Origin of the sequence: Desulfovermiculus halophilus DSM 18834, assembly GCF_000620765.1 — a bacterium.
GTDB classification, from domain to species: domain Bacteria; phylum Desulfobacterota; class Desulfovibrionia; order Desulfovibrionales; family Desulfothermaceae; genus Desulfovermiculus; species Desulfovermiculus halophilus.
This window is the reverse complement of record NZ_JIAK01000019.1, coordinates 35,307-56,015: the sequence shown is the minus strand read 5'-3', so window position 1 is coordinate 56,015 and position 20,709 is coordinate 35,307. Positions and strand designations below refer to the sequence as shown.

At 58.3% G+C, this 20,709-nt stretch carries 19 protein-coding genes; 8 read left to right on the top strand and 11 right to left on the bottom strand.

Translation table 11 applies throughout. The annotated features are described in order from the left end of the window. The 4 genes from N902_RS0110165 to N902_RS0110150 form a co-directional block, all read right to left on the bottom strand. Entirely contained in the window at nt 1–2,898 is a 2,898-nt protein-coding gene (locus N902_RS0110165) for a DEAD/DEAH box helicase (RefSeq protein ID WP_027370848.1), read from the bottom strand. Nucleotides 2,899–2,902: 4 nt separating this feature from the next. Continuing rightward, nucleotides 2,903–4,279, bottom strand: a complete 1,377-nt coding sequence (locus tag N902_RS0110160) for a sigma-54-dependent transcriptional regulator (RefSeq protein ID WP_027370847.1) — start codon at nt 4,277–4,279, stop codon at nt 2,903–2,905. 12 nt (nt 4,280–4,291) lie between these two features. After that, nucleotides 4,292–5,761: a sensor histidine kinase gene (locus tag N902_RS17385; protein ID WP_051564497.1), complete on the bottom strand. Its 1,470-nt coding sequence runs from the start codon at nt 5,759–5,761 to the stop codon at nt 4,292–4,294. Nucleotides 5,762–5,935: 174 nt separating this feature from the next. Next, nucleotides 5,936–6,418 carry an FmdB family zinc ribbon protein gene (locus N902_RS0110150; protein ID WP_027370846.1) on the bottom strand — a complete coding sequence of 161 codons (483 nt, stop codon included), beginning with the start codon at nt 6,416–6,418 and terminating at the stop codon, nt 5,936–5,938. Between the two features lie 245 nt (nt 6,419–6,663). Between N902_RS0110150 and N902_RS0110145 the strand changes: the two genes are divergently transcribed. The 4 genes from N902_RS0110145 to N902_RS0110130 all read left to right on the top strand — a co-directional run bounded on the left by N902_RS0110145 (nt 6,664) and on the right by N902_RS0110130 (nt 9,732). Further along, a complete protein-coding gene (locus tag N902_RS0110145) occupies nt 6,664–7,956 on the top strand; it encodes a class II fructose-bisphosphate aldolase (protein WP_027370845.1) in 1,293 nt (430 codons plus the stop codon). A 265-nt stretch (nt 7,957–8,221) separates the two neighbouring features. Continuing rightward, a complete protein-coding gene (locus N902_RS0110140) occupies nt 8,222–8,599 on the top strand; it encodes a hypothetical protein (protein ID WP_027370844.1) in 378 nt (125 codons plus the stop codon). Nucleotides 8,600–8,602: 3 nt separating this feature from the next. Next, a complete protein-coding gene (locus tag N902_RS17380) occupies nt 8,603–9,277 on the top strand; it encodes a DUF4126 domain-containing protein (protein WP_051564496.1) in 675 nt (224 codons plus the stop codon). Then, nucleotides 9,274–9,732, top strand: a complete 459-nt coding sequence (locus N902_RS0110130; RefSeq protein WP_027370843.1) for a hypothetical protein — start codon at nt 9,274–9,276, stop codon at nt 9,730–9,732. Before N902_RS17380 ends, N902_RS0110130 begins: the two co-directional genes overlap by 4 nt. Nucleotides 9,733–9,750: 18 nt before the next feature. On the opposite strand, the gene N902_RS0110125 is transcribed toward N902_RS0110130, so the two are convergent. From N902_RS0110125 to N902_RS17375, 3 genes are read right to left on the bottom strand one after another with little or no spacing between them, the layout of a single operon-like run. Next, complete coding sequence (locus N902_RS0110125) at nt 9,751–10,509, bottom strand: ABC transporter ATP-binding protein (protein WP_027370842.1); 759 nt, start codon at nt 10,507–10,509, stop codon at nt 9,751–9,753. Next, on the bottom strand, nt 10,506–11,573 hold the full coding sequence (locus tag N902_RS0110120) for a FecCD family ABC transporter permease (RefSeq protein WP_027370841.1): 1,068 nt from the start codon (nt 11,571–11,573) through the stop codon (nt 10,506–10,508). Before N902_RS0110120 ends, N902_RS0110125 begins: the two co-directional genes overlap by 4 nt. Before the next feature lies 1 nt (nt 11,574). Continuing rightward, nucleotides 11,575–12,675 (bottom strand): iron ABC transporter substrate-binding protein, encoded by a 1,101-nt coding sequence (locus N902_RS17375; RefSeq protein ID WP_244147403.1) that lies wholly within the window; start codon nt 12,673–12,675, stop codon nt 11,575–11,577. 297 nt (nt 12,676–12,972) lie between these two features. Between N902_RS17375 and N902_RS0110110 the strand changes: the two genes are divergently transcribed. The 3 genes from N902_RS0110110 (at nt 12,973) to N902_RS0110100 (ending at nt 16,535) form a co-directional block, all read left to right on the top strand. After that, nucleotides 12,973–13,320 (top strand): DsrE family protein, encoded by a 348-nt coding sequence (locus N902_RS0110110; protein WP_027370840.1) that lies wholly within the window; start codon nt 12,973–12,975, stop codon nt 13,318–13,320. Between the two features lie 16 nt (nt 13,321–13,336). Further along, nucleotides 13,337–14,923, top strand: coding sequence for an imidazole glycerol phosphate synthase HisHF (locus N902_RS0110105; RefSeq protein WP_027370839.1), 1,587 nt, complete (start codon nt 13,337–13,339; stop codon nt 14,921–14,923). 61 nt (nt 14,924–14,984) lie between these two features. After that, nucleotides 14,985–16,535: a DUF4139 domain-containing protein gene (locus N902_RS0110100; protein WP_027370838.1), complete on the top strand. Its 1,551-nt coding sequence runs from the start codon at nt 14,985–14,987 to the stop codon at nt 16,533–16,535. A gap of 328 nt (nt 16,536–16,863) precedes the next feature. Here N902_RS0110100 and N902_RS0110095 read toward each other — a convergent pair whose 3' ends face one another. The 3 genes from N902_RS0110095 to N902_RS0110085 form a co-directional block, all read right to left on the bottom strand. After that, on the bottom strand, nt 16,864–17,298 hold the full coding sequence (locus N902_RS0110095; protein ID WP_027370837.1) for an FKBP-type peptidyl-prolyl cis-trans isomerase: 435 nt from the start codon (nt 17,296–17,298) through the stop codon (nt 16,864–16,866). A 155-nt stretch (nt 17,299–17,453) separates the two neighbouring features. Further along, a complete protein-coding gene (locus N902_RS18790; RefSeq protein WP_051564495.1) occupies nt 17,454–18,302 on the bottom strand; it encodes a DUF6930 domain-containing protein in 849 nt (282 codons plus the stop codon). Nucleotides 18,303–18,313: 11 nt separating this feature from the next. Beyond that, nucleotides 18,314–19,216: a DMT family transporter gene (locus N902_RS0110085; RefSeq protein WP_027370836.1), complete on the bottom strand. Its 903-nt coding sequence runs from the start codon at nt 19,214–19,216 to the stop codon at nt 18,314–18,316. Between N902_RS0110085 and N902_RS20640 the strand changes: the two genes are divergently transcribed. Beyond that, complete coding sequence (locus N902_RS20640; RefSeq protein WP_084288180.1) at nt 19,116–19,934, top strand: DUF192 domain-containing protein; 819 nt, start codon at nt 19,116–19,118, stop codon at nt 19,932–19,934. The genes N902_RS0110085 and N902_RS20640 overlap by 101 nt on opposite strands. A 232-nt stretch (nt 19,935–20,166) precedes the next feature. On the opposite strand, the gene N902_RS19695 is transcribed toward N902_RS20640, so the two are convergent. Continuing rightward, on the bottom strand, nt 20,167–20,673 hold the full coding sequence (locus N902_RS19695; protein WP_153304189.1) for a hypothetical protein: 507 nt from the start codon (nt 20,671–20,673) through the stop codon (nt 20,167–20,169). Nucleotides 20,674–20,709: the final 36 nt, after the last annotated feature.

Sequence of the window (20,709 nt, the reverse complement as noted above, 5' to 3'; positions counted from 1 at the left end):
TCATCCCTTATCCTTCCTCTCGATCGGACCCGGCCAATCCACAGCCAGCTTGACCAGCTTTCCGGCCTTGTTCTGAAACAGGATATGGCCGTTGTCCCGGCCGTGCATATACAGCCCCAGGGTCAGGGCGACATCCTCCTGGCAATAATCCAGGAGCTTCTCCATCTTTCCTTGCTTCCACCAGCGCACCGCCTGCATCCCGTTGCCGATCTTCGATGTCCCCAGGGTGGCTCCGGCCACATGATCCAAGGACAGGCCATAGCCCAGACGGGACCTGATGCTCTGCAAAAGATCCAGGGTGGGCAGGCGCTGGAGGGAGGTGCGGGTATAGGCGCGCAACACCTGGTAGTCAAAACGAAGGACATTAAAGCCAATCACCAGGTCCACTTCGTGCAGCTGACTGATCAGCTTCGGGACCTCCTCTTCGGTATAGCGCACGAATTCCTTGCTCTGGCTGTCATAGAGCACAGCGGCGCTGACCCCCATCTCAGAGGCCCTGTTCCATCCTCCCACTTCCTGGGCCGAACGCTGGGTCTCCAGGTCAAAGACCGCAAACCTCACCTGCTGCTCTGACCCGCCCAGCTTCTGCTGCCTTGCACCGGCCTCCCGTACCCGGGCCCCTGTGGTCTGCCCCGTTGAAACCGACCGTCCAAGGCACAAAGAGAGGATGTGAACCGCCGCAGTCTTGTCCAGGGGACGATTTCCTGCCCCGCATTTCGGGGAGTGCACACAGGCAGGGCACCCGGCCTCACAGGAACAGCTTGTCACCGCGTGCAGGGTCTGCTCCAGGAGAGAGCGGACCTTGGTAAAGGCCTGCCTGGTCAATCCAACCCCGCCCGGAATACCATCGTAGACAAAGACCGCCGCCGTTCCCAAAGCCTGATGATAGGGCTGGGCAATCCCGCCCAGGTCATTGCGGTCGGCCAGGACCAGCAGGGGCATGAGCCCGATCATGGCGTGCTCCAGGGCATGGATGCCGCCCATGAAATGCATGCTTTCAGCCTCGATCCTTTCCCGTATCCCGGAGCTGATCTGCAGCCAGAGACCATCGGTTTCAAACACAAAGGGGTCCAGATCCAGGGGAACCACGTCCACCAGTCTGTGGCCCCGGGTCAGGCGCTTTTCGTATCCGATTATGTGCACTGTCACCCGCAGACGCCCGCAGGAAACCTGGGCCTCCCCTATCTGGGCACTTGCCTCCTGGGAAAGGATCTCGGTCTCCTTTTCCGTGCGCACCCGGGTATAGTAGTTCACCTTGTCCGGCCGGGCCAGAACCGCACCGTTCTCGGCCTGCAGGTCTTCAATGACATAGGTCTTTCCCCGGTGCAGATACACCGCCCCGGGATGGGTCTCCTGGCAGGCCCGGAAATGATCGATGCTCCCGATGACTCTGCCCTGGGACTGATCCAGAATGCTCAAATTCCGCCCCGACCCCCGGAGATTGACCCGGCCAGCCACCTGAGGATCCAGGGCATACAGCAATTGCCCGTCCCTGCTCCGCCCCAGAAGCTCCCTGTCCAGGAGTCTGGACACCGCATCCTCAACCCCGGATTCCGCCAGCATGGGCTCTTCTCTGTGCAGGGCCTTATCCGAAGCGGCGCATTGGATATGGGTATCCATAATCACCGGATTGTGCGGATTGATCACAGCATCTTCCGGGGGGAGCTGAAAAAAGCGCTGGGGATGAGCCATGAAATACTGGTCCAGATTATCCTCGTGTCCGATCAGAGCGACCAGACTGTCCTGTTGTTGGCGTCCGACCCGGCCTCCCCGCTGCCAGGTGGCCATTATCGAACCTGGGTATCCGACCAGGATACACACATCCAGCCCTCCGATATCGATGCCCAGCTCCAGAGCACTGGTGGCGATCACGGCCAGAATCTCCCCCTGGCTCATCATGTCCTCGATCTCCCGGCGCTCCCGGGGAAGAAAGCCGGAGCGATAGGCGCTGATCCGCTTGGCCTGCTCCGGGCATCGCCGCTTGGCCCACAGGGCGATGAGCTCGGTCATCTTCCGGGACTGGGTATAGACAATGGTCCGCAACCCCCTGTCCAGGCTGGCCTGGAGCAGATGCAGGGCGCTTTGGGCCGCTCCGTGCAAGGGATTGATGAACAGGAAATAGCGCTGTCCCTGGGGGGCTCCGCTCTTCTCCACCACCTGAACCGGAAGCCCGGTCAGATTCTGGGCCAGTTGGCCCGGATTGCCGATGGTGGCGGAGCAGAACACAAAGGTCGGCCGGGCCCCGTACTCGGCGCAGATGCGCAGCAGGCGGCGAAACACCCAGGCCATATTCGAGCCCATCACCCCCCGATAGGTGTGCACCTCGTCCACGACTACAAAGTCCAGGTTGGACCACAATCCGGCCCACTTCCGGTGGGAGGACAAAAGACTGAGGTGAAGCATCTCCGGGTTGGTCAAGAGCATATGCGGCAGCTGCCTGCGCACCGCCGCCCGCTGAGGGGCAGGGGTGTCTCCGTCGTACACCGCGGCCCGGGGTCTGTCTGCGCCGGTCCACTCTGCGGTCATATCCGTTATGCCCCGCAGTTGATCCTGGGCCAGGGCCTTGAGGGGAAACAGGAACAAGGAGCGGCTCATCGGATTCCTGGCAATCCGCTCCAGGACAGGAAGGGAATAGATCAGGCTCTTGCCGCTGGCCGTGGGCGTAGCAATCACTGTGTGCCGTCCGTTCCGGACGGCATCAATGGCCCGGGCCTGGTGGGAGTACAGGCCGTGAATGTGCATGGTCTCAAGCAGGGACTGGATCTCAGCAGGCCACGGTGCGTGCACGTCCTGAACAGCAGCAGGAGATCCGGGGAACACCTCCTGATGCACAATATGCGGGCCCACCTGCTCCATGTCCTGCAGATCCTGGACAAAGGCCTGAATTGATGCGTGCATGAAGCTACTGCTTTCCGGAAATATTGTATTTTTTCAGCTTGTACTGCAAAAGGCTCTTGGAAATCCCCAGCGTTTCCGCCGCCTTCACCTGCACGAAGTTGCTGCGGACCAGGGCCCTGCGGATGAGGGCGGCCTCAATCTTTTCCAGGGTTTCCCCCAGATTAATCTCTGTGGGCAAAAGATCTGCGGCGCTCTTGTATTGAGTGGACTCTTCCTTGAACTCAGCGGGCAGGTCCTCCAGTCCGATGGTCGCCCCCCGGGCCAGGACCACGCACCGCTCGACGATGTTCTCCAGCTGCCGCACATTCCCCGGCCAATGATACGCGGTCAGGGCCTGCATGGCCTGGGGAGAAAACCCCTGCACATCCTTATTGTTCTCCTGGCTGAAGGTATGCAGAAAATGGGCTGCCAGCAGGGGGATGTCCTCCACCCGCTCCCGCAAGGGAGGGATGTGGATATTGACCACGTTCAAGCGATAAAAAAGATCTTCCCGGAACCTTCCTTCCTCCACTTCCTGCTGCAGATCCTTGTTCGTCGCCGCCACCAGCCTGATGTCCACATGGATTGATTCACTGCCCCCCACCCGCTCAAAGGAGTGTTCCTGAATCACCCGCAGCAGCTTGACCTGCGTATCAAAGGACAGCTCTCCGATTTCATCCAAAAACAGGGTTCCGGTATGGGCCAATTCAAACCGGCCTCTCTTTTTCACCGTCGCTCCGGTGAACGACCCCTTTTCGTGTCCGAACAGCTCGCTTTCCATGACTCCGGGGTTCAGGGCCATGCAGTTGACCGAGATGAATGGTCCGTTCTGCCGGTTTGATCCATAGTGCAGGGCCTTGGCGATGAGCTCCTTCCCGGTCCCGGACTCCCCGGTGATCAAGACATTGCTTGTGCTCGGCGCCACCCGGGCCACAAGATCCAGAATCTGACGGACTCCCTGGCTGCGGCCAATAATATTGTGCGAGCCGTGCTTCTCCTGCAGGCTTTGGCGGAGGAGACGGTTCTGCTGCTCCGCCTCGCTCATCTTCACCGCCTTGTGCACCGAAAGCAGGAGCTCGTCGTTGGAAAACGGCTTGGCGATATAGTCAAAAGCCCCGCAACGCATGGCCTGAACCGCGCCGTCGATGCTCCCGTATGCGGTCATGATCAGAACCGGAATATGCGGGTAGTTCTTCTTTATGTGCTCCAAAACATCCTGACCGCTGACCCGGGGCATCTTCATGTCCGTGATGACCACATCCACATCCGATTCCACCAGGTACTCCAGGGCCAGCTCCGGATCCTGCAGCGTGGTCAGGCTGTAGCCCTCGTCTGCCAGCAGGGTATCCAGAAGCAGCAGATAGTTCTGTTCATCGTCGATGACCAATATGTGGGCAGGCATGATTGCAGTTCCTTATGTCTTTGGTCCTGTGCCGCTCGGTTGCGCGTTGCCTTCCTCCCGGGCATCCCGGGGAAAGACAATTTCCACCCGGCCCCCGCCGTCGGGATTCTTGCCCAGATGCATCTCAGCCCGGTGGTTGCCTATGATGGTGGAGACTATGGCCAAGCCCAGTCCGGTGCCGGTATCTTTGGTGGTGAAAAACGGCTCCACGTATTTTTGATCCATGTCTGTATCAAACCCCGGACCTTGATCATCAATGGTCAACGCCCTGCGTTCCTCGTTCCACTCAACCGTGATCCGGCCCGATCCGCGCATGGCCTGGCAGGCATTGGCCAGCAGATTGTATATGGCCCGATACAACAGATCTTTGTCCCCGCTGACCACGGCTGTCTGGGGCACGTCGTTCACGATTCGGATCTCGCTCTTGGTCAGCTCATGATCCAGAAACTCAACCGCCTGGCCAATAATTGTGCCCAGGGAAACCGGGTTCATCTTCGGTTCCTTCGGCCGGGCGTAGTCCAGAAAGTCATTCACCGTTCTGCTCAGCCGCCTGGATTCATCAAAGATTGCCTGGGAAAGCCTGTTGTACCCCGTGTCCTCGGCCTTGGCCGACCGCTTGGCCAACAGCTCGGCACTGCTTTGAATGATGCCCAGCGGATTTCGGATCTCATGGGCGATGCTGGCCAGCATCCGTCCCATGCTGGCCAGCTTCTCGTTCTGATGCAGCTCCCGCTCCAGGCGTTCCTTCTCCTGGATCCGCTCCCCAAGCAGCCGATCGGCCCGGCGGATAATGACATACAGGAGAAAGAACAGGATCATGGCCGAAACCAGGATGACCGAGGTGACCAGGGCCTGAAAGGAGCGTATCTTTTCATAGTCCTCGGTAATATCCTGGGTGAACTGCAAAACGCCGATAATCACCCCCTGATGCGCAGGGGAAAGACTCTGTTCTGTGCGCAGGGGGAAGGTGGTTTTCAGCACATAGCTCTGGGGGGGGAGGTCGAGCCGCAGATAGGACCACCAGGATTGGGATGTATTCTGGACCACATACCTGGTCTCTCCGTCCAGGGCGGGCTCTATGTCCCGCTGGTCCAAAACATCCTTGCCCAGCAAGTCCTTGTCTTCTGCATAGGAAACCCGGCCCTTGAGATCGTATATCCGCAGCTTGAGGATCTTGAACCCATGGATCGTGTATTCGATGATCTGGTCCAGCCGTTCATACTGGGCCTTGTTTTTCAGCTCCACCTTGCCGAACCCCAAAACAGTCGGAAGAGTGAACCTTTGATATATCTGATGATTGAGATTCTCGGCCAACAAACGGGAAAATTCCTTATCCTTGGCCATGACCGATCTCTCTGCGTAATTGCCAATCACCACCACCATGAACAGCGAAGCGCCCAGGATCAGGAGCAGGGAACTCAGGGACAGAAACTTGACCAGCTGAAAGGGATGAGCCGGATTGGGAGTAAATGGGGTACGCACACACACCTGCACGAATAACGGTTTGGTTTTGCATCCTGGCTTGAGGATCTGTCCTTGCGGACGGGAGAAGGTAGAACGAAAACCCGGACAATGCAAGCTGGTCCTCAGCCCAAGACCGCAGAACGACAGCTCCGGAACTGCTAGAGCTCCTCGCCTCGCAGGGTCTGGCGGTGACTACAAGTCGTATATCCTGTCGTCGGTCTTCGGCGGGCGGGAGATCCTCCCTCCTTTCCTGGCCATGGTGAACAGCTCGTCGTTTTCCAGAACATCCCCCATCTCGGCCTCGACCTGATCCGGGTCTTCCCCGGCTTCCAGCCGGCGCATTGCTTCCTGCATGCCCGGGCCCAGCTCCAGGCCGGTAGCAGAGCACAGCCTTTTCATCATCTGTGCCGCCTGGCGGGGGTCGTCTTCATCCATTCCCTCAGCCTCCCTGGCCATCATCTGCATGGCCTGCTCCAGCTTTGATTCGTCGATATCCGGCATCCCGTCCTGCTCCCCCTCGCTGCGGTTCTTGGAGATGGAGAACATCGAGGCCCTGCGCTCCAGGCCCGCTCGGCGGCAGCGGGGACAGTCCGGGCGGGAGGTTGTATCCACCCTGGGGCTGAAGAAGTTGAAGATCATGTGGCAATCTGAACAATAGAACTCATAGATGGGCATACGCAATCTCCTTTAAACCATGGTTCATGCACCCGGCCGGCGATGTCCGGCCCCGTTTCCCTCCAGCTCTGTCTTCTTGACAAGCATCCCTGGCGATTTACGGATTGTGGCAGCAGGTCCCTTTCGAAACGTACGGAGGACTCTTATTTGGGCCCATTCTAGACGATCAAACCGATTTCAGGTATATGCAAAGCAATAGGAGCGTATTCCCTGCAGTCAATTCATAATACCCTGCGGAGGTTTGTATGTCATCACCAGGTATCAATACGGCTGATTTCGAGCAGTGCCTGCAAGTCGGCCGCCCCCCGAATGTACGCACCCTCTTTCCCAACTCCAAGGCCCTGATTATCAGCGGCAAATACATCGACCGGGCCATGCTGCGCAAGGGGCAGGCCATCTGCCTGGCCGCCAACGCCAGAAACAGCTTTGTGCTCAAGGGAGCCCTGCTCGGGGCCCAGCGGGCCAACGCCTGCTTGATCATTGAAATCGCAAAGAGCGAGGGCGGGGCCAACGCCTATTGTCCAGTCAGCCTGTGGAATATCGCCCGGCAGGTGGATGCGGCCTGCAATGAGCTGGGAATAACTGTTCCCGTGGCTGTGCATGCCGATCACTACGGGATCAAGAAGGAATCCGACCTGGCCGCGGCCAAGACCGAGATCCCCACCCTGTTCGAGTCCGGGATTACCTCTATTGCCATAGACGCCTCCCACCTGCCCGACGATCAGAACCTTTTGGCCAGCATCGATCTCAACCCCCTGGTCCCGGAATGGGCCGGACTGGAGACCGAGGTCGGGGAGATCAAAGGCAAGGCCGGCTTGTCCACCCCTGAAGAGGCCCTCTTTCTCGTCCGCGGGCTCAATGCCCACAATATCTTCCCGGACTGGATCGCCTTGAACAACGGATCGACCCACGGACTGGAGGCTACCGGCAATGATATCGATGTCGGCCTCACCCAGCGCATTCACGAGGCACTTGCCCCATACCAGATCTCCGGGGCCCAGCACGGAACGTCCGGAAACAGCTCCGAGCATCTTCGGGAGATCGCTGAAAAAACCAGGACCACAAAAGCCAATGTGGCTACTGCCCTGCAGATGATCTCCTGGGGGGTCAAGGTCAACGACTACGGCAATGCCATCCAGGACGAGCAGGGCAACTTCATCAAGATGCCCGACCAGGGCATGAGCGACTCCCTGTGGGAGGAGATAACCGCCTATGCCGCAGACAAAGGGCTCAAAGGCGGAGACTACAAAAAGCTGAATCTGCCGTTCGAGAACAAGCTCCTCGGCCAGCCCAAAGAGATCCGGGACCGGATGATCCAGGCCGTGGCCGACTTTTCTGCCTGGCTGATCACGGACGTGTTCAAGGCCAACGACACAGCTCCCCTGGTTGTCGAGGACATCCTGACCGCCAAATCACCGGATCCGGGGCCCAAGGCGGAACGGATCGAGGATCCGGAGGACTGGACCCGGGAAAAGATCGTGCAGCGGGCCAAAACCCTGGATGCCGACAAGGGTCCGGCCGGGGATTTTGACGACTAGTGCCGTGCCCCGTGGTCCGAACATCCCCCTCAAGGGAGACAGCGGTGCCCATGACTCAGGGGGGCTTTTTCCGACAGCGGATTCAGGCCAAGGCATGAGACTTGTGATCAGAACCAGACCCAGCTCCCTCTCGCCTGGCCCTGCCCGGGACCGGAGAGGGAGCTGTCTCCATGGCCTGCGGAGCAAGCCGTGCGAGCAAGAGCTGACTCCCGGAGGATAGCCGCTCTGGGATTCTGATCCGCCATCGATTCATTCCGGAGATCCTATGCATACATCCCCTATCTCCCTGCGCCAATTATCCAAGGTACGCACCAGGCCTCTGAATGTTCACTGCCGCAGCCTGCTGGAAGAGGCAGGGCAGGTGGTGAATCAGGGGACCATCGGGGCCCCGGAGCTCATGCTCTGGACCCTGCAGACCAAAAAAAGCGATCTTGGTCAGGACGATTCGCACCACCTGCAGGAGATCGTGCACATGATCCAGGACAAGCCGAGCCTTGTCCTGTCCATTCTGGAGCCTTCCGGCGACCAGGAGGAAAACAACGAGCTCCTGCCCGAGGTTCAGGCCCAGGATGCCCCGGAAAAAGCCGGCCTTGTCCTGCTCAGATACCTGAAGCAGCGCATGGACAATATCGTGGGAAGGTAATGCATGGAACAGGCCCAAGGACTGGTACAGATTATCGCCCTCACCCTCGGGGTCTCCTGGGCCAGCGGGATAAACCTCTACGCAGCCATGCTTACCCTTGGGCTGCTGGGGGCGACCGGCCATGCCCAGCTCCCTCCGGGTTTGGAGATCCTCACCCACCCCATGGTCCTCTACGCCTCTGGCCTGATGTATGCCGTGGAGTTTTTCGCGGACAAGATTCCCGGAGTGGACACCGGCTGGGACGTGATCCACAGCTTTGTCCGCATTCCGGCCGCTGCGGTCCTGGCCGCGGCAGCCAGCATGGAGATAGGCCCGGCAGCCCAGGTGGCGGCGGCTATAATCGGCGGCGGCCTGGCAGCCGGCAGCCATCTGACCAAGGCCTCGGGCCGTCTTTTAATCAACTCTTCTCCTGAACCGTTCACCAACTCGGCCCTTTCCGTGACCGAGGACGCAGTGGTGGTGGCAGGGGTCTGGACCGCATTGAACCATCCCCTGGCCTTCTGCTTCCTGCTGGCCTTGCTGCTGGGAGCCATGATCTGGCTTTTGCCCAAAATCTGGCGGGGGATACGAGCCTTATGGCAGCGGTTGTGTTTTTGGCGCTCCCGGAAAACCCCGGACCATGAAGCAGCGATTCCACTGCCTCACCCAGACAATCGGGCCATAGAGAGGGACAAATGAGCACGGCCAAGGGACGAATCCTGGACCTCAAGGCGAGGATGGAGTCCAAGGCATCCCCCGAGCGGACCGGGCCGAAGGTGATTTTGCGGGCCAACGAGCTGTACCGCTTGCTGTCCCTGATCAACAAGGTCAGATGGGGCCGGGAGCTAAGTGCTGAGGACGAACGGGACGGGCGGGAGATTGAAAGTATAGAGCAGGGGGATTGCGCGATGCTCCACCCGGAACAACGCTTCTTTCCCCCTGCTTGTACCCGCTATGATCAAGAGGGAGTGCTCTGCTGGTTCCAGGACCAGCGCCAAGGCCCCTTGCGGCCCCTGACCCCGGAGGAGACCGCACTCTGGAGACGGGTTGGACCAACAGCCCTGCACGGGTATCTGCGCCTTGACGGCAGCATCTATGCCTATCTCCTCTCCGGCACCGACGAAAGCTCCATTCCCCCTGCCTATCCGGAGTAGATACGGCCTGGACAGAGGCTATGCGGCCTTGGGCACCACCAGGGGCTGCCCGCCCACAGTGTGGATCTGGACCGCCAGACCGTAGACTGCCTCCACCATTTCTTCCGTGACCTGGCTGACCGGCCCGGCGAAGTAAATCTCTCCCTCCTTGAGCAGCAGGGCATTGTCTGCAAACCGCAGGGCGGAGTTCAGATCGTGCATGGTCATCACCCCGGCCACGTAATGCTCGCTGACCACCCGGCGGATGATACCCAGGATCTCCATCTGATTCTTCAGATCCAGGGAACTCGTGGGCTCGTCCAGGAGCAGAAGGCTGGGTTCCTGAACCAGGGCCCTGGCCATGGAGACTTTTTGCAGCTCTCCTCCGCTGAGCTGATCGATGAGCCGCAGGGACAAGTGATGAAGATCCAGACGCTTTAAGGCTGCATCCACCACGCTCAGATCGTGGTCGGAAACCGACCAGCGGACATAGGGTTTGCGGCCCATAAGCACCGCGTCGAACACTGTCAGCCTGGACGCCTCGCTCTGCTGGGCCACATAGCCGATAGTCTTGGCCACCTGCAGGGGACGCAGCCGATAGACGTCATGCTCCTGGACCAGGACCGATCCTCCCTCAGGTCGCATGATGCCGTTTAGACACTTGAGCAGGGTGGTCTTGCCCGCCCCGTTCGGCCCCAGGATGGCCAGCAGCTCTCCGGGGCGAACGTCAAAGCTGACCTGGCGCAATATCGGAGTGCTGTTGTAAGCGAATCGAAGTCCCTGTACCTGGAGGATCATCGGGTTCTCCCTCGGATAATCAAGGCTATGAACACTGGGGCGCCCAAAAAGGCGGTCAGCACGGAGACCGGCAGCACATTGGGGGCAATGATCAGCCGGGCCGCAGTATCCGACAGCAGGAGAAGCAGCCCTCCCCCCAGAATGGAGGAGGGAAGCAGGAAGCGGTGGTCGCTGCCGATCAGCCGCCGGATCATATGCGGAACCACCAGGCCCACAAAGCCGATGATGCCCAAAAAGGAAATGATGACGGCTGTGAGCAGGGACGCTACCAGCATCCCGATCATCCGCACCCGTTCCACCCGCACTCCCAGGCCTTTGGCCGTCTCGTCCCCGGCGTCAATGGCATTGTAGCTCCAGGCCTGGACCACGAAAAACAGGGAGGACGCGGCACAGGCTGCCGCCAAGAGCCCCAGCTCTTCCCAGCCGGCCCGGCCGGTATCCCCGAAGGTCCAGAAGACCATGGCCGCCAGCTCCTGATCGTCGGCAAAGTATTGCAGGAACATGGTTCCGGCCGTGAACAGGGCCCCCAGGGCCACACCGGTCAGGACCATAACCTCCGGGGTGGCTCCCCGCAGCCTGGAGATGGCAATAATCACCCCGGCCGCAGCCAGGCTGAACAAAAACGCGCACAGGGTTGTCAGCACCGGGCTGATCACTGCTGCCCCGCTCTGCCCTGCCTCCATCCAGCCTGTGCCCAGAAGCATCACGGATAAAGCCGCACCAAAGGCCGCTGCATGAGAAATGCCCAGGGTAAAGGGCGATCCGAGAGGGTTGCGCAGGATGCACTGCATGGCTGCTCCGGCCACGGACAGTCCGGCACCGGCCACGATTGCGGTCAGGGCCTGAGGCAGACGGATATTCCAGATGATGATCTCAAAGCGCTGGTCAGTGGGAATCCGGAACAGTGCCTTGAGAACCTCCGGCCAGGAGATCACCGCCGATCCCAGGGATACGGCCCCAACCAGGCTCGCGGCCAGGGCCAGGACCAGGGCCAGGATGAACAGAATCTTGCGGCCGATATATCTCGTGTACTCCCTGGGAACTTCCCCATCGTCGAAATGCATATCAGTCAACCCGGACAGTGTCGAAGACCATGCCGTTCAGCTCCCGGTCCAGGGCTTTGTACACAGGAGAACCGACCAGAAAGGAAAATATCGTGTCCGCCCGGGCCTGGACATTGAGGTCCGAAAATCGGTCTGGATACAAAACAGAGCCTATAAAATAGGCATTGGCCAGGACAGAGCCGAAATTCGTCGCATACCAGTTGTAGGGCAGCAGACTGTATACCCGTGAACCCTGAACCGCTGACAGGGCCCGATAGGCCGGATCATTTCTGAGCTGATACAGTCCCCCCTCCTTTCCTCCGAGCTGGAGCGTGGCCAGATCAATGAACACAGCATCCGGATCCCAGAGCATAATCTGCTCTTTGGCCACGATGGAATGCCTGAGTTCAGGGCCGGCGGGACTGGCCCGGCCGGCAAGATTCTCGGCCGGAACAAAGCTGAACGGTGGATAGCCAGGCTCAGTGGACTGCATCCCGTGCGGTCCCTTGAAGGCCACTCCACCGACATAGACCGAGGGCTGCTCAGAGGCCGGAATGGACTCTGTCCTGGACTCCAGCTCTGCTATCTGCTGCTCAAAAAACTGGATCACATCCCGGGCCCGCTGGGAGCATCCCAAAACCTTGCCCATTGTCCGCAGGCTGTGAAACATCCGCTTCCGGCCGGCCCCCAGGTCTCCATAGTTCAGGGCCACCACCGGGATGCCGGTTTTGTCCTGCAGCGTCTCTGGATCCATGCCCATGCGGGGAAAGGTCTTGAAGATGACCTCGGGGCTCGGGGAGAGGCTGAGCAAAAGCTCCGGGTTGTCCCGCCCCCGGAACTCACCGCCCAGCGGCAGCCGGCGCAGCTGTGGATGGGCCAGGGCATAGGGCCTGGCCTCCAGGGACTGTTCCTGCCGCTCCAATTCATCCACCGCAACCGCCCTGTCCTGGCCCTGCAGATAGGTCAACAGCCGCAGGCAGCCGGGACCGGAGCAATAGACCCGGTCCACCTGATCCGGCACAGTCACCTTCCGGCCGGTCGTGTCGACAACAATCCTGGCCTGCACTGTTGCAGCTGCGGCCAGCACTGCGAGCAGTCCGCAGACCATCTGGAAAAATTTCACATACCGTCCTTGCATAAGGCATCTGACCTGCTGTATGGAGACTGTGACCCACGGCGGCCGGGGAATGAGGCGCTCCGGCAGGAGCGAAGCACACCGGGCCGATTCATGGTACTCCCTGTTACGATATTTTTTTTTGTAACACGATGCTCAGCGTATCTGCAACGCCGGGAGGAGTCAATCCCGGGCCACCTTTCGTTTTTTCCCCGGTCCTGGTAGAATCTTTCTACTCAGCCCACGTATCGCAATCGTTCAGCCCCCTGAACAAATACCACATATCTATCCCGGAGGTTTCCACCAATGAGTACAGATCCCAAGGAGCTTCTGATCCTGTGGACCACCCCTGATCCTGACAGTGCGGAAAACATGGTCTTTATGTACGCCCAGAACGCAATGCGCAACAACTGGTGGGACCGGGTCACTCTGCTCATCTGGGGCGGAGCCACCCGGCTCATCGCCCAGGACAGTGGCCTGCAAGGCGAGCTCAAAAAGGCTCAAGAGGCTGGGGTGGAGGCCATCGCCTGCAAGCGCTGCGCTGAAAAGCTGGACCTGGTTCAGGACCTGGAGGCCCTGGACATCAACGTCTTTTACACCGGACAGTTCCTCACCGAATGGCTGAAGGCGGACAAGAAGGTCCTCACCATATGACGGAGAAAAACGGGACATGATTACCCTTCTGGATTACGGCGCCGGCAATGTGCGCAGCGTGATCAACGCCCTCGAACACCTGGGGGAGTCGATCCGCCTGGTTCATCGGCCTGAGGACATCTTACACGCCGAAACCCTGGTCTTCCCCGGGGTCGGTGCCTTTGGGAGCATGATGCGCATCCTCCAGGACAAAGGGCTTGTTGCTCCCCTGCGCAGCTATCTGAGGGCGAATCGGCCCTTCTTGGGCATCTGCCTGGGCCTGCAGGCCCTGTTTGAAGGCAGTGAAGAAGCCCCGGGGATACCCGGCCTGGGCATATTTTCTGGACAGGTGCAGCATTTTCGGACCGGTCTCTCGGTTCCCCATATCGGCTGGAACCAGATCCGGGCGCACAAAGACTCCGGACTGCTGCACGGACTCAAGGGCCATGAGCATCTCTACTTTGTTCATTCCTATCACGTGGTCCCTGATGATCCCGGCCTGGCTTTGACCACCACTGACTACGGACAATCCTTTGTCAGTGCAGTGCAACAGGGCAACATCTGCGCAACCCAGTTTCATCCGGAAAAAAGCGGTCCCGTCGGCCTGCAGATCCTGAAGAACTTTCTCCAGAACAAGCCCCCCACCCGGCCGCGCACCGAGCTGACCTCCACATCCCTGGCCAAACGGATCGTCGCCTGCCTGGACGTACGGTCCAACGACCAGGGCGATCTGGTGGTCACCAAGGGCGACCAGTACGACGTGCGGGAGAAAGGCGAGGTCCGCAACCTGGGCAAGCCTGTGGACCTGGCTCAGGAATATTACCAGCAGGGGGCGGATGAGATAACCTTTTTGAACATTACCGCCTTCCGGGATTATCCGCTGAGCGATGTCCCCATGCTGGAGGTTCTGCGCCGGACCTCGGCCAACGTCTTTGTCCCCTTGACCATTGGCGGAGGGATCAGAGATTACACCGATGTTAACGGCACCTATCACTCAGCTGTGGATGTGGCGGCCGCCTATTTCCGCTCCGGTGCAGACAAGATCTCCATCGGCAGCGATGCCGTGGACATCGTCCAAAACAGCCTGCGCTTCGGACCTTGCGGACAAAGCTCCATTGAGAGCATTGCCCGGGTCTACGGAAACCAGGCCGTGGTCATCTCCGTGGATCCCAGACGGGTCTATGTCCACTCCCCGGCCGAGACCAACCACCAGGTCATTGAGACCGCTTTTCCAGGGCCGCAGGGACAGAGGCACTGCTGGTACCAATGCACGGTGAAAGGCGGCCGGGAAGGCCGTGATCTCGATGCCGTCACCCTGGCCCGGGAATGCCAGCGTCTGGGGGCAGGAGAAATCCTGCTCAACTGCATCGACCGGGACGGCACAAACCTGGGCTTCGACCTGGAGCTGATCCGGGCCGTACGTCAGGCGGTCACCATTCCGGTTATTGCTTCCAGCGGTGCGGGCGCGGCCCAGCACTTTGTGGACGTCTTCACCCGGACCGAGGCCGAAGCAGCTCTGGCCGCTGGCATCTTTCATCGCCGGGAAGTCCCCATTGCTGAGGTCAAAAAGGCCTTGGCCGGACATGTGCCGGTTCGACTCCACGATCCGGCCTGTGCAGCCTGAGGCCGGGAGCACTGCGCCCCAGCTTCGAACGCCCCCAATATCCTTACTGGAGAAACCGCCCATGCGAACAGTATTCTTGTTGTCCCTTGTACTCGTTGTGTGTATCCATGCCTTGCCGGTCCGGGCCGGTGTGGACCAGGTCATCCTCTTTCCCGACGGATGCCAAATCACCCAAACCGAATCCGCATCTGTGAGCAAAGCCGGGGCTGACCTTTGGGAGGCAGTATTGCATCTTCCGTCCTCGGCAGACCCAGATTCGCTGCGTATTCATCCCCTGAAGATCCCGGAGGCATCCATCCAGAACATCGGACACACCCAGGTCCGGGCCCATGATTCGAAACGGATCGCCGAGCTCAAAAAACAGCTCCGGGAGCTAAGCGCAACCCGAGACGGGATCTCCGCCGCCCTGACCGGTATCACCAGCCGTATACAGCTGTGGGAAAATGCAGTCCGAACTGTTCCCGAAACCGAACCGCGGCTTGAAGACCTGCACAATCTCTCAGCCAGTCTGGAGCAGGTTCTGCCGTCCCTGAACCGGGACAAATCCGCAAAAACCGCTCAGCTCAAAGAAGTGAAGGCCAATATTGCTGAGGTCCAGAAAGAGTTGGAGCAAAGTATGGATAATCCGGACACCCAGCTGGAGGTCCGGGTCCTGCTCGCCGCGCCGGATCTGGCCGCCGGACAGGAGCTTCCGGTCACCATCTCCTATCATGCAAAGCACAGCAGGTGGCGCCCGGCGTATACCCTGGAAGCCCTGCCCGACAAAAACGAGGTTCATTTCCGCTGGCAGGCGGAAATAGTTCAAAAAAGCGGCCGGGTCTGGAACGATGCCCCGCTTCAGATCAGCACCGGTCGCATGCAGCAGCGGGTGACCCCGCCGGATCTCCGGGACTGGATTATTCAGCCCCGTCCTCAGCCCAGGCCCCTAGCCGAGAAGGCCGGCCGCATGCAAACAATGGACGCGGCCGTCGCAGGCGCGGCATCCAGAAACGATGCGGTACAGTCCGGATATGAAACGTATGACCTCTGGGATGTCGGCCGTCAGACCGTCTATCCCGGTCGTGAGCAGCTGATCCCCATCACCCGGGCCGTCTGGTCCGCCCGGTTCGAGCGCATTCTTCGCCCTGCTGTGGACAGCCGAGCCTATCTCCGGGCCGATGTTTCGGCTGAAGAAGCCCAGCACATACCTGCTGGCAAGGCCATGTACCTGGTTCAGGGGCGGACAGTTGGCACGCGCGAATTTTCATTCACCGGTCAGGATGCGGAGCTTTCCTTCGGACCGGATCCTCAGGTCACAGGAACCAGGATCCTGGAAGCCAAAAAGGAGGGAGAACAGGGAATTCTGAAAAACAAGCAGAAAATGAGCTGGAGCTATCGATTTGACCTGGAAAACGGCAAAGACCGGGCGGTACAGGTCCGGCTGGAAGAGACCAGGCCTCAGTCCAGACATGATGATATCGACATCGAGCTGGCCTCCCCGGGCCATGAATTTCACCCCCAGGACAACAGGATCATCTGGGAGCTGGAGCTAAAAGCCGGAGAGAAACGCTCCGTTCCTCTTCAGGTCACTGTCACCGCTCCCCCGGACATGGACCTGATCAGCCCCAGATAAAAAAGGCTCTTCGACACAGTAAGTGGAATTGCATGCACAAGAGTTTGCCGTCTCTTCTGTGTGCCTTAAACGGCAGGCCCGCACATTTTCTTGGTCCCGCCAAAAGGGGGAAACCCGGCACTCACGTGTATGATACGCTTAGTCAAACAGAAAGCAGTGACCTGCACGTGAGTAGCCGGGAGGGGGCAGGGATCCCCCTTTGGCGGGGCTTAGAAAATACCGGGCCGAAAGTGGGCACACAGAAGAGATGGCAAACTCAAAAATCCATAGGCTACGTCGAAGAACCATAAAAAAACGGCCTGACGGTTACCCGTCAGGCCGCAATAGCCTACGCTGCCTGCACATCGACAAGCTCTATCTCAAAGGTCAAGTCCTTCCCAGCCAGGGGATGGTTCCCGTCCAGGACAACCTCTTCGTCCTTGACCTCGTTGACAGTGACATAAAACACGTCGTTGTCCTGCGAGTTGACCTGCAGGACCATTCCCTCTTCCGGATTGATGTTGTCCGGCAGATTGGAACGCTCGACATTGATCAGTTTGCTCTCATCATAATCCCCGTAGCCTTGAGCCTTTTCCACCTGCACGGTTTTGTTCTCTCCCGGGGCCATGCCTTCCACCGCTTCTTCAAAGCCGGGGATGATCTGGCCTTGTCCCAGGGTGAATTCCAAAGGCTCTCCCTCATAAGAGGAATCGAAAACCGTCCCGTCCTGGAGCGTACCCCGGTAATGCACCTTGACCAGGTCTCCGCTTTTGGCCGCTGACATACACTCTCCTTGTCTTTTGAGTTTGGGTCCTTGCCCGTGAACACAATACAATAAGTACTCTTTACCGCCAGTCAACACCCATCCGCAATTGGGCCGCAGAGAGTCCGGCTAAAAGCGGCTGCCTGTCGACGGCGGAGAACCCTGTTTCCATCCGCTCAATCCCCGTTTCCTGCCTGTTCCCAGGATTTGCGCCTGGCCTTGATCATGGCCAGGAAATCCTGCAGATCCTCCTGAGCCAAAAGCCCTTGCTGGTGCAGACACACGGCGAACTTTTTCAGACCCGGCACCATACCCTGGACAGCAGACTCGGAAAGCCATGGCACAGCCTTGGGCAGCCAGCGCCCGAAGAATTGATCCAGCTTGAATATGCCTTCATCCGGGGCCATGGGGCCGATGTCCATAAGATAGGAGTTGAGAAACAGATCCACGGTCTTCAGGTGTCGCACCCGGGTGGACTGCTGCAGCCCCTGTGCACTAAGCCAGCTCTCGAACAGAGCCAGGAGCTCGTAATTCGCGTTTTCCACCTGGAGCAGCAGATCCTTTTTCTCTCCATCGGTGTCATCCGCACTGCGATTGTCGACGGCCGGGGCCGTGCATGTCTGCAGCCAGTGGACCGCTGCTTCAACAGCAGGCAGTTCATCCATGATGCTGACCGCAATGTCCAGCTGACTGGCCACCGGCTGTACGATCCGGCTCGCGACGGATGTATGCACCCCTACATATTCGGGGATTGTTCCAGAGTCTTCCATGGCTCGAATCAATGAGGTCTGCAGGATACCCGGTCCATTCTCCGGACGGTCCGTTGCATGATCCAGGATCATTCCGCTCTCGACATCCGCCCAGACAGCCACCAAGGGGGCGTAGGGCTCTTGTCCTTCTTCCTGCACAATAGTGTTCAGGGCAAAACACATCCCTTCCCAGCTGCCGTTTTGCACCGCATGCTTTTTGATCCGTTGCAAACGCAGCTCGTCAACTCGGGGGGCTGAATTCAGCTTGGTATCCATAGCCTGCCTGCTCACCTCTTTGTCCCGGGAATGCTGGGTTCGCTTTGAGCCAGCCCGATGCTGGCGGCAATAATCAATCCTCCGCCGGACACAGTGCTCCATCCCAGGGTTTCAGAAAACAGCACATATCCGTATACAGCCCCGAAGACCACCTCCAGCATGCTGATGCTCCCCACCTTGGCCGAAGCGATAAAGGCCAAGGCCCTATTGGTTGCAATATGCGCCAAAACGGCAAACAGCCCGATGGCAGCAACCCAGACGAACCCCAGAGCCGGAACCATAAATCCAACATCTGGATGCAGCATGGGAAAAATGCTGGCCAGCATGCCGATGCTGCTGATGTAGAAAATCGGGGTCAACGGGCTGTTCACAGTGCTCACCCTGCGGACCAGAGTCAAGGTCAGCCCCATAAAGGCCGAGGCCCCCAACCCGGCAGCATGTCCGATCTCCAGATCCAGTCCGCTCATTCCGCCGGACCACAGGGTCAGGCCGGTTCCGACAAAGGCCAGGGCAATGCACATCCAGTCCCGCAGGCTGTTGGTATCCGGAGTCAGCCAGGGCGAGATCAATGCGGCTACCACTGGATAGGTGTAAAACAATATCAAGGCCTGAAAGAGAGGGATGCGCAACAGAGCCACTGTGAGCAGCAAGACTCCGGCACTGCCGGTACATCCCAAAACCGCCAGAATGATCCTGCTGCGGCCTGCCAGTCCGACCCCCAGAGTGCGGGCCATGCAGACCAGGAAGACGACTCCGAACAAGCTCCGGCCGAACAGCATATGCCAGATGGTTAGATAGGGCTCGGAAAACCGGATGACCACATTGAGGCAGGAAAAAAGGAATGCGGCCAGCACGGCCATTCCTGCCCCCTGGACCTTGGAAGACTGCACGAGATGCCACGCCCTGTGGGTCATCGTCTTGCTGCCTCGCACCCGGCGTCCAGCCCTTGATCAAGACTGTTCTTCATGCCTGCCAGAGTACAGGGCAGGATGCTCCCCGGTCAAGGACGGAGCAAGGCAGCAAAGGGCGGGCATTTGCCCAGCACCACGAATCGACTGCGCCCCAGGGACCGGCGTTGCCATATCCAGACCGGAACAGTATCATACCGGAATGTGTATGCGCCCTCTTGTCGTAGCCTTGAGAGTAGTTTTCTGGGCCTGCCTATTAAGCAGCTGCCTGGGAATCGAACCGTCCCCCAGGGGACAACTCCCCCGTTTGGAGCAAGGCGTGCTGGCCCTTCCGGACGGAGACCGAATACAGGTTTTCATAGCCCATACCCGCTCTGAACATATCCAAGGGTTGTCTGATGTCCAGCCGGGACACTTCGCCCCTGATCAGGGAATGTTTTTTGCCTACCCCAGCTCAGGATCCAGAGTATTCTGGATGCGAAATACCCACTTTGATCTGGATATCCTCTTCCTGGACCAAAACCTGAAAGTTATTGATGTACAGCGCAGTCTCCCCCATCACCCCGGGACTGGGCAGAACAGCGTGCCGGCCAGAACCAGCCCTGTACATTGCAGACATGTCCTTGAAATGCGCTCCGACTCTGCACTGGCTGACAAAATTCAGCCAGGAATGCATTTGCAATGGATATCACCGCAACATCCTTCCCAAACTCGCATTCCATAGCTTTTTCTGCATTAGACCTGCCCTCATTGGATGATACATCCTGCTCAACAATCCAAAATTACCACAAAATTGCATAAGTATAAGAGCAAAATAGCCCTCTCTTATATTACGTTAAATAAAAATAAAAATGCATACATCTATTTTCTACTACTTTTTTATAGATGAGTATAAAAATAATCTGTCAATAAAATTATAATACTGTTCCACATTTGTTGATAAAGCAATATATTTTTTAACAGAAGAGTCTTGACTTTTTGTTACTCAACGAATATTCTTTTATTGCCTTTTGCGATTGGCTGTCTCTTTTTCTATGCAAAGCAAAAACGAAGAAAAATATTTTTTTATAAATATTTAAAGCTTTCATTATTTTCCAATACGTCTTAAATTCAAAGCAGCAAATCATCCATTCAATACTCATTACAAAGGGAGGATTTTTATGAAGGGTTATGTCTTGGATCTCATGGATCAAAACAGCAACGTTATTTATTCCGAGCCTTACTGCAAAGGCGAAAAGGACATGAAAGAGTTCTTGTCTCAGCGTGCACGCAATTTGATGCAGAACCCGAACAGCATATCCTACAAAGGTGCTCGGCCGGCCTCCTTTCGCGTCCGCAAGATTTGACTCACCATCAGAGAACATGAACGGCACAAAAAAAGGGATCTTTTTCAGATCCCTTTTTTTGTGTGCTTTACGGTCATCTCTTCCAGACCCGGCTCCAGAAGATAAAGCTCTTTTCACTGTGCCTGCTGTCTGCAGAAAACCCGGTCCGTTGCT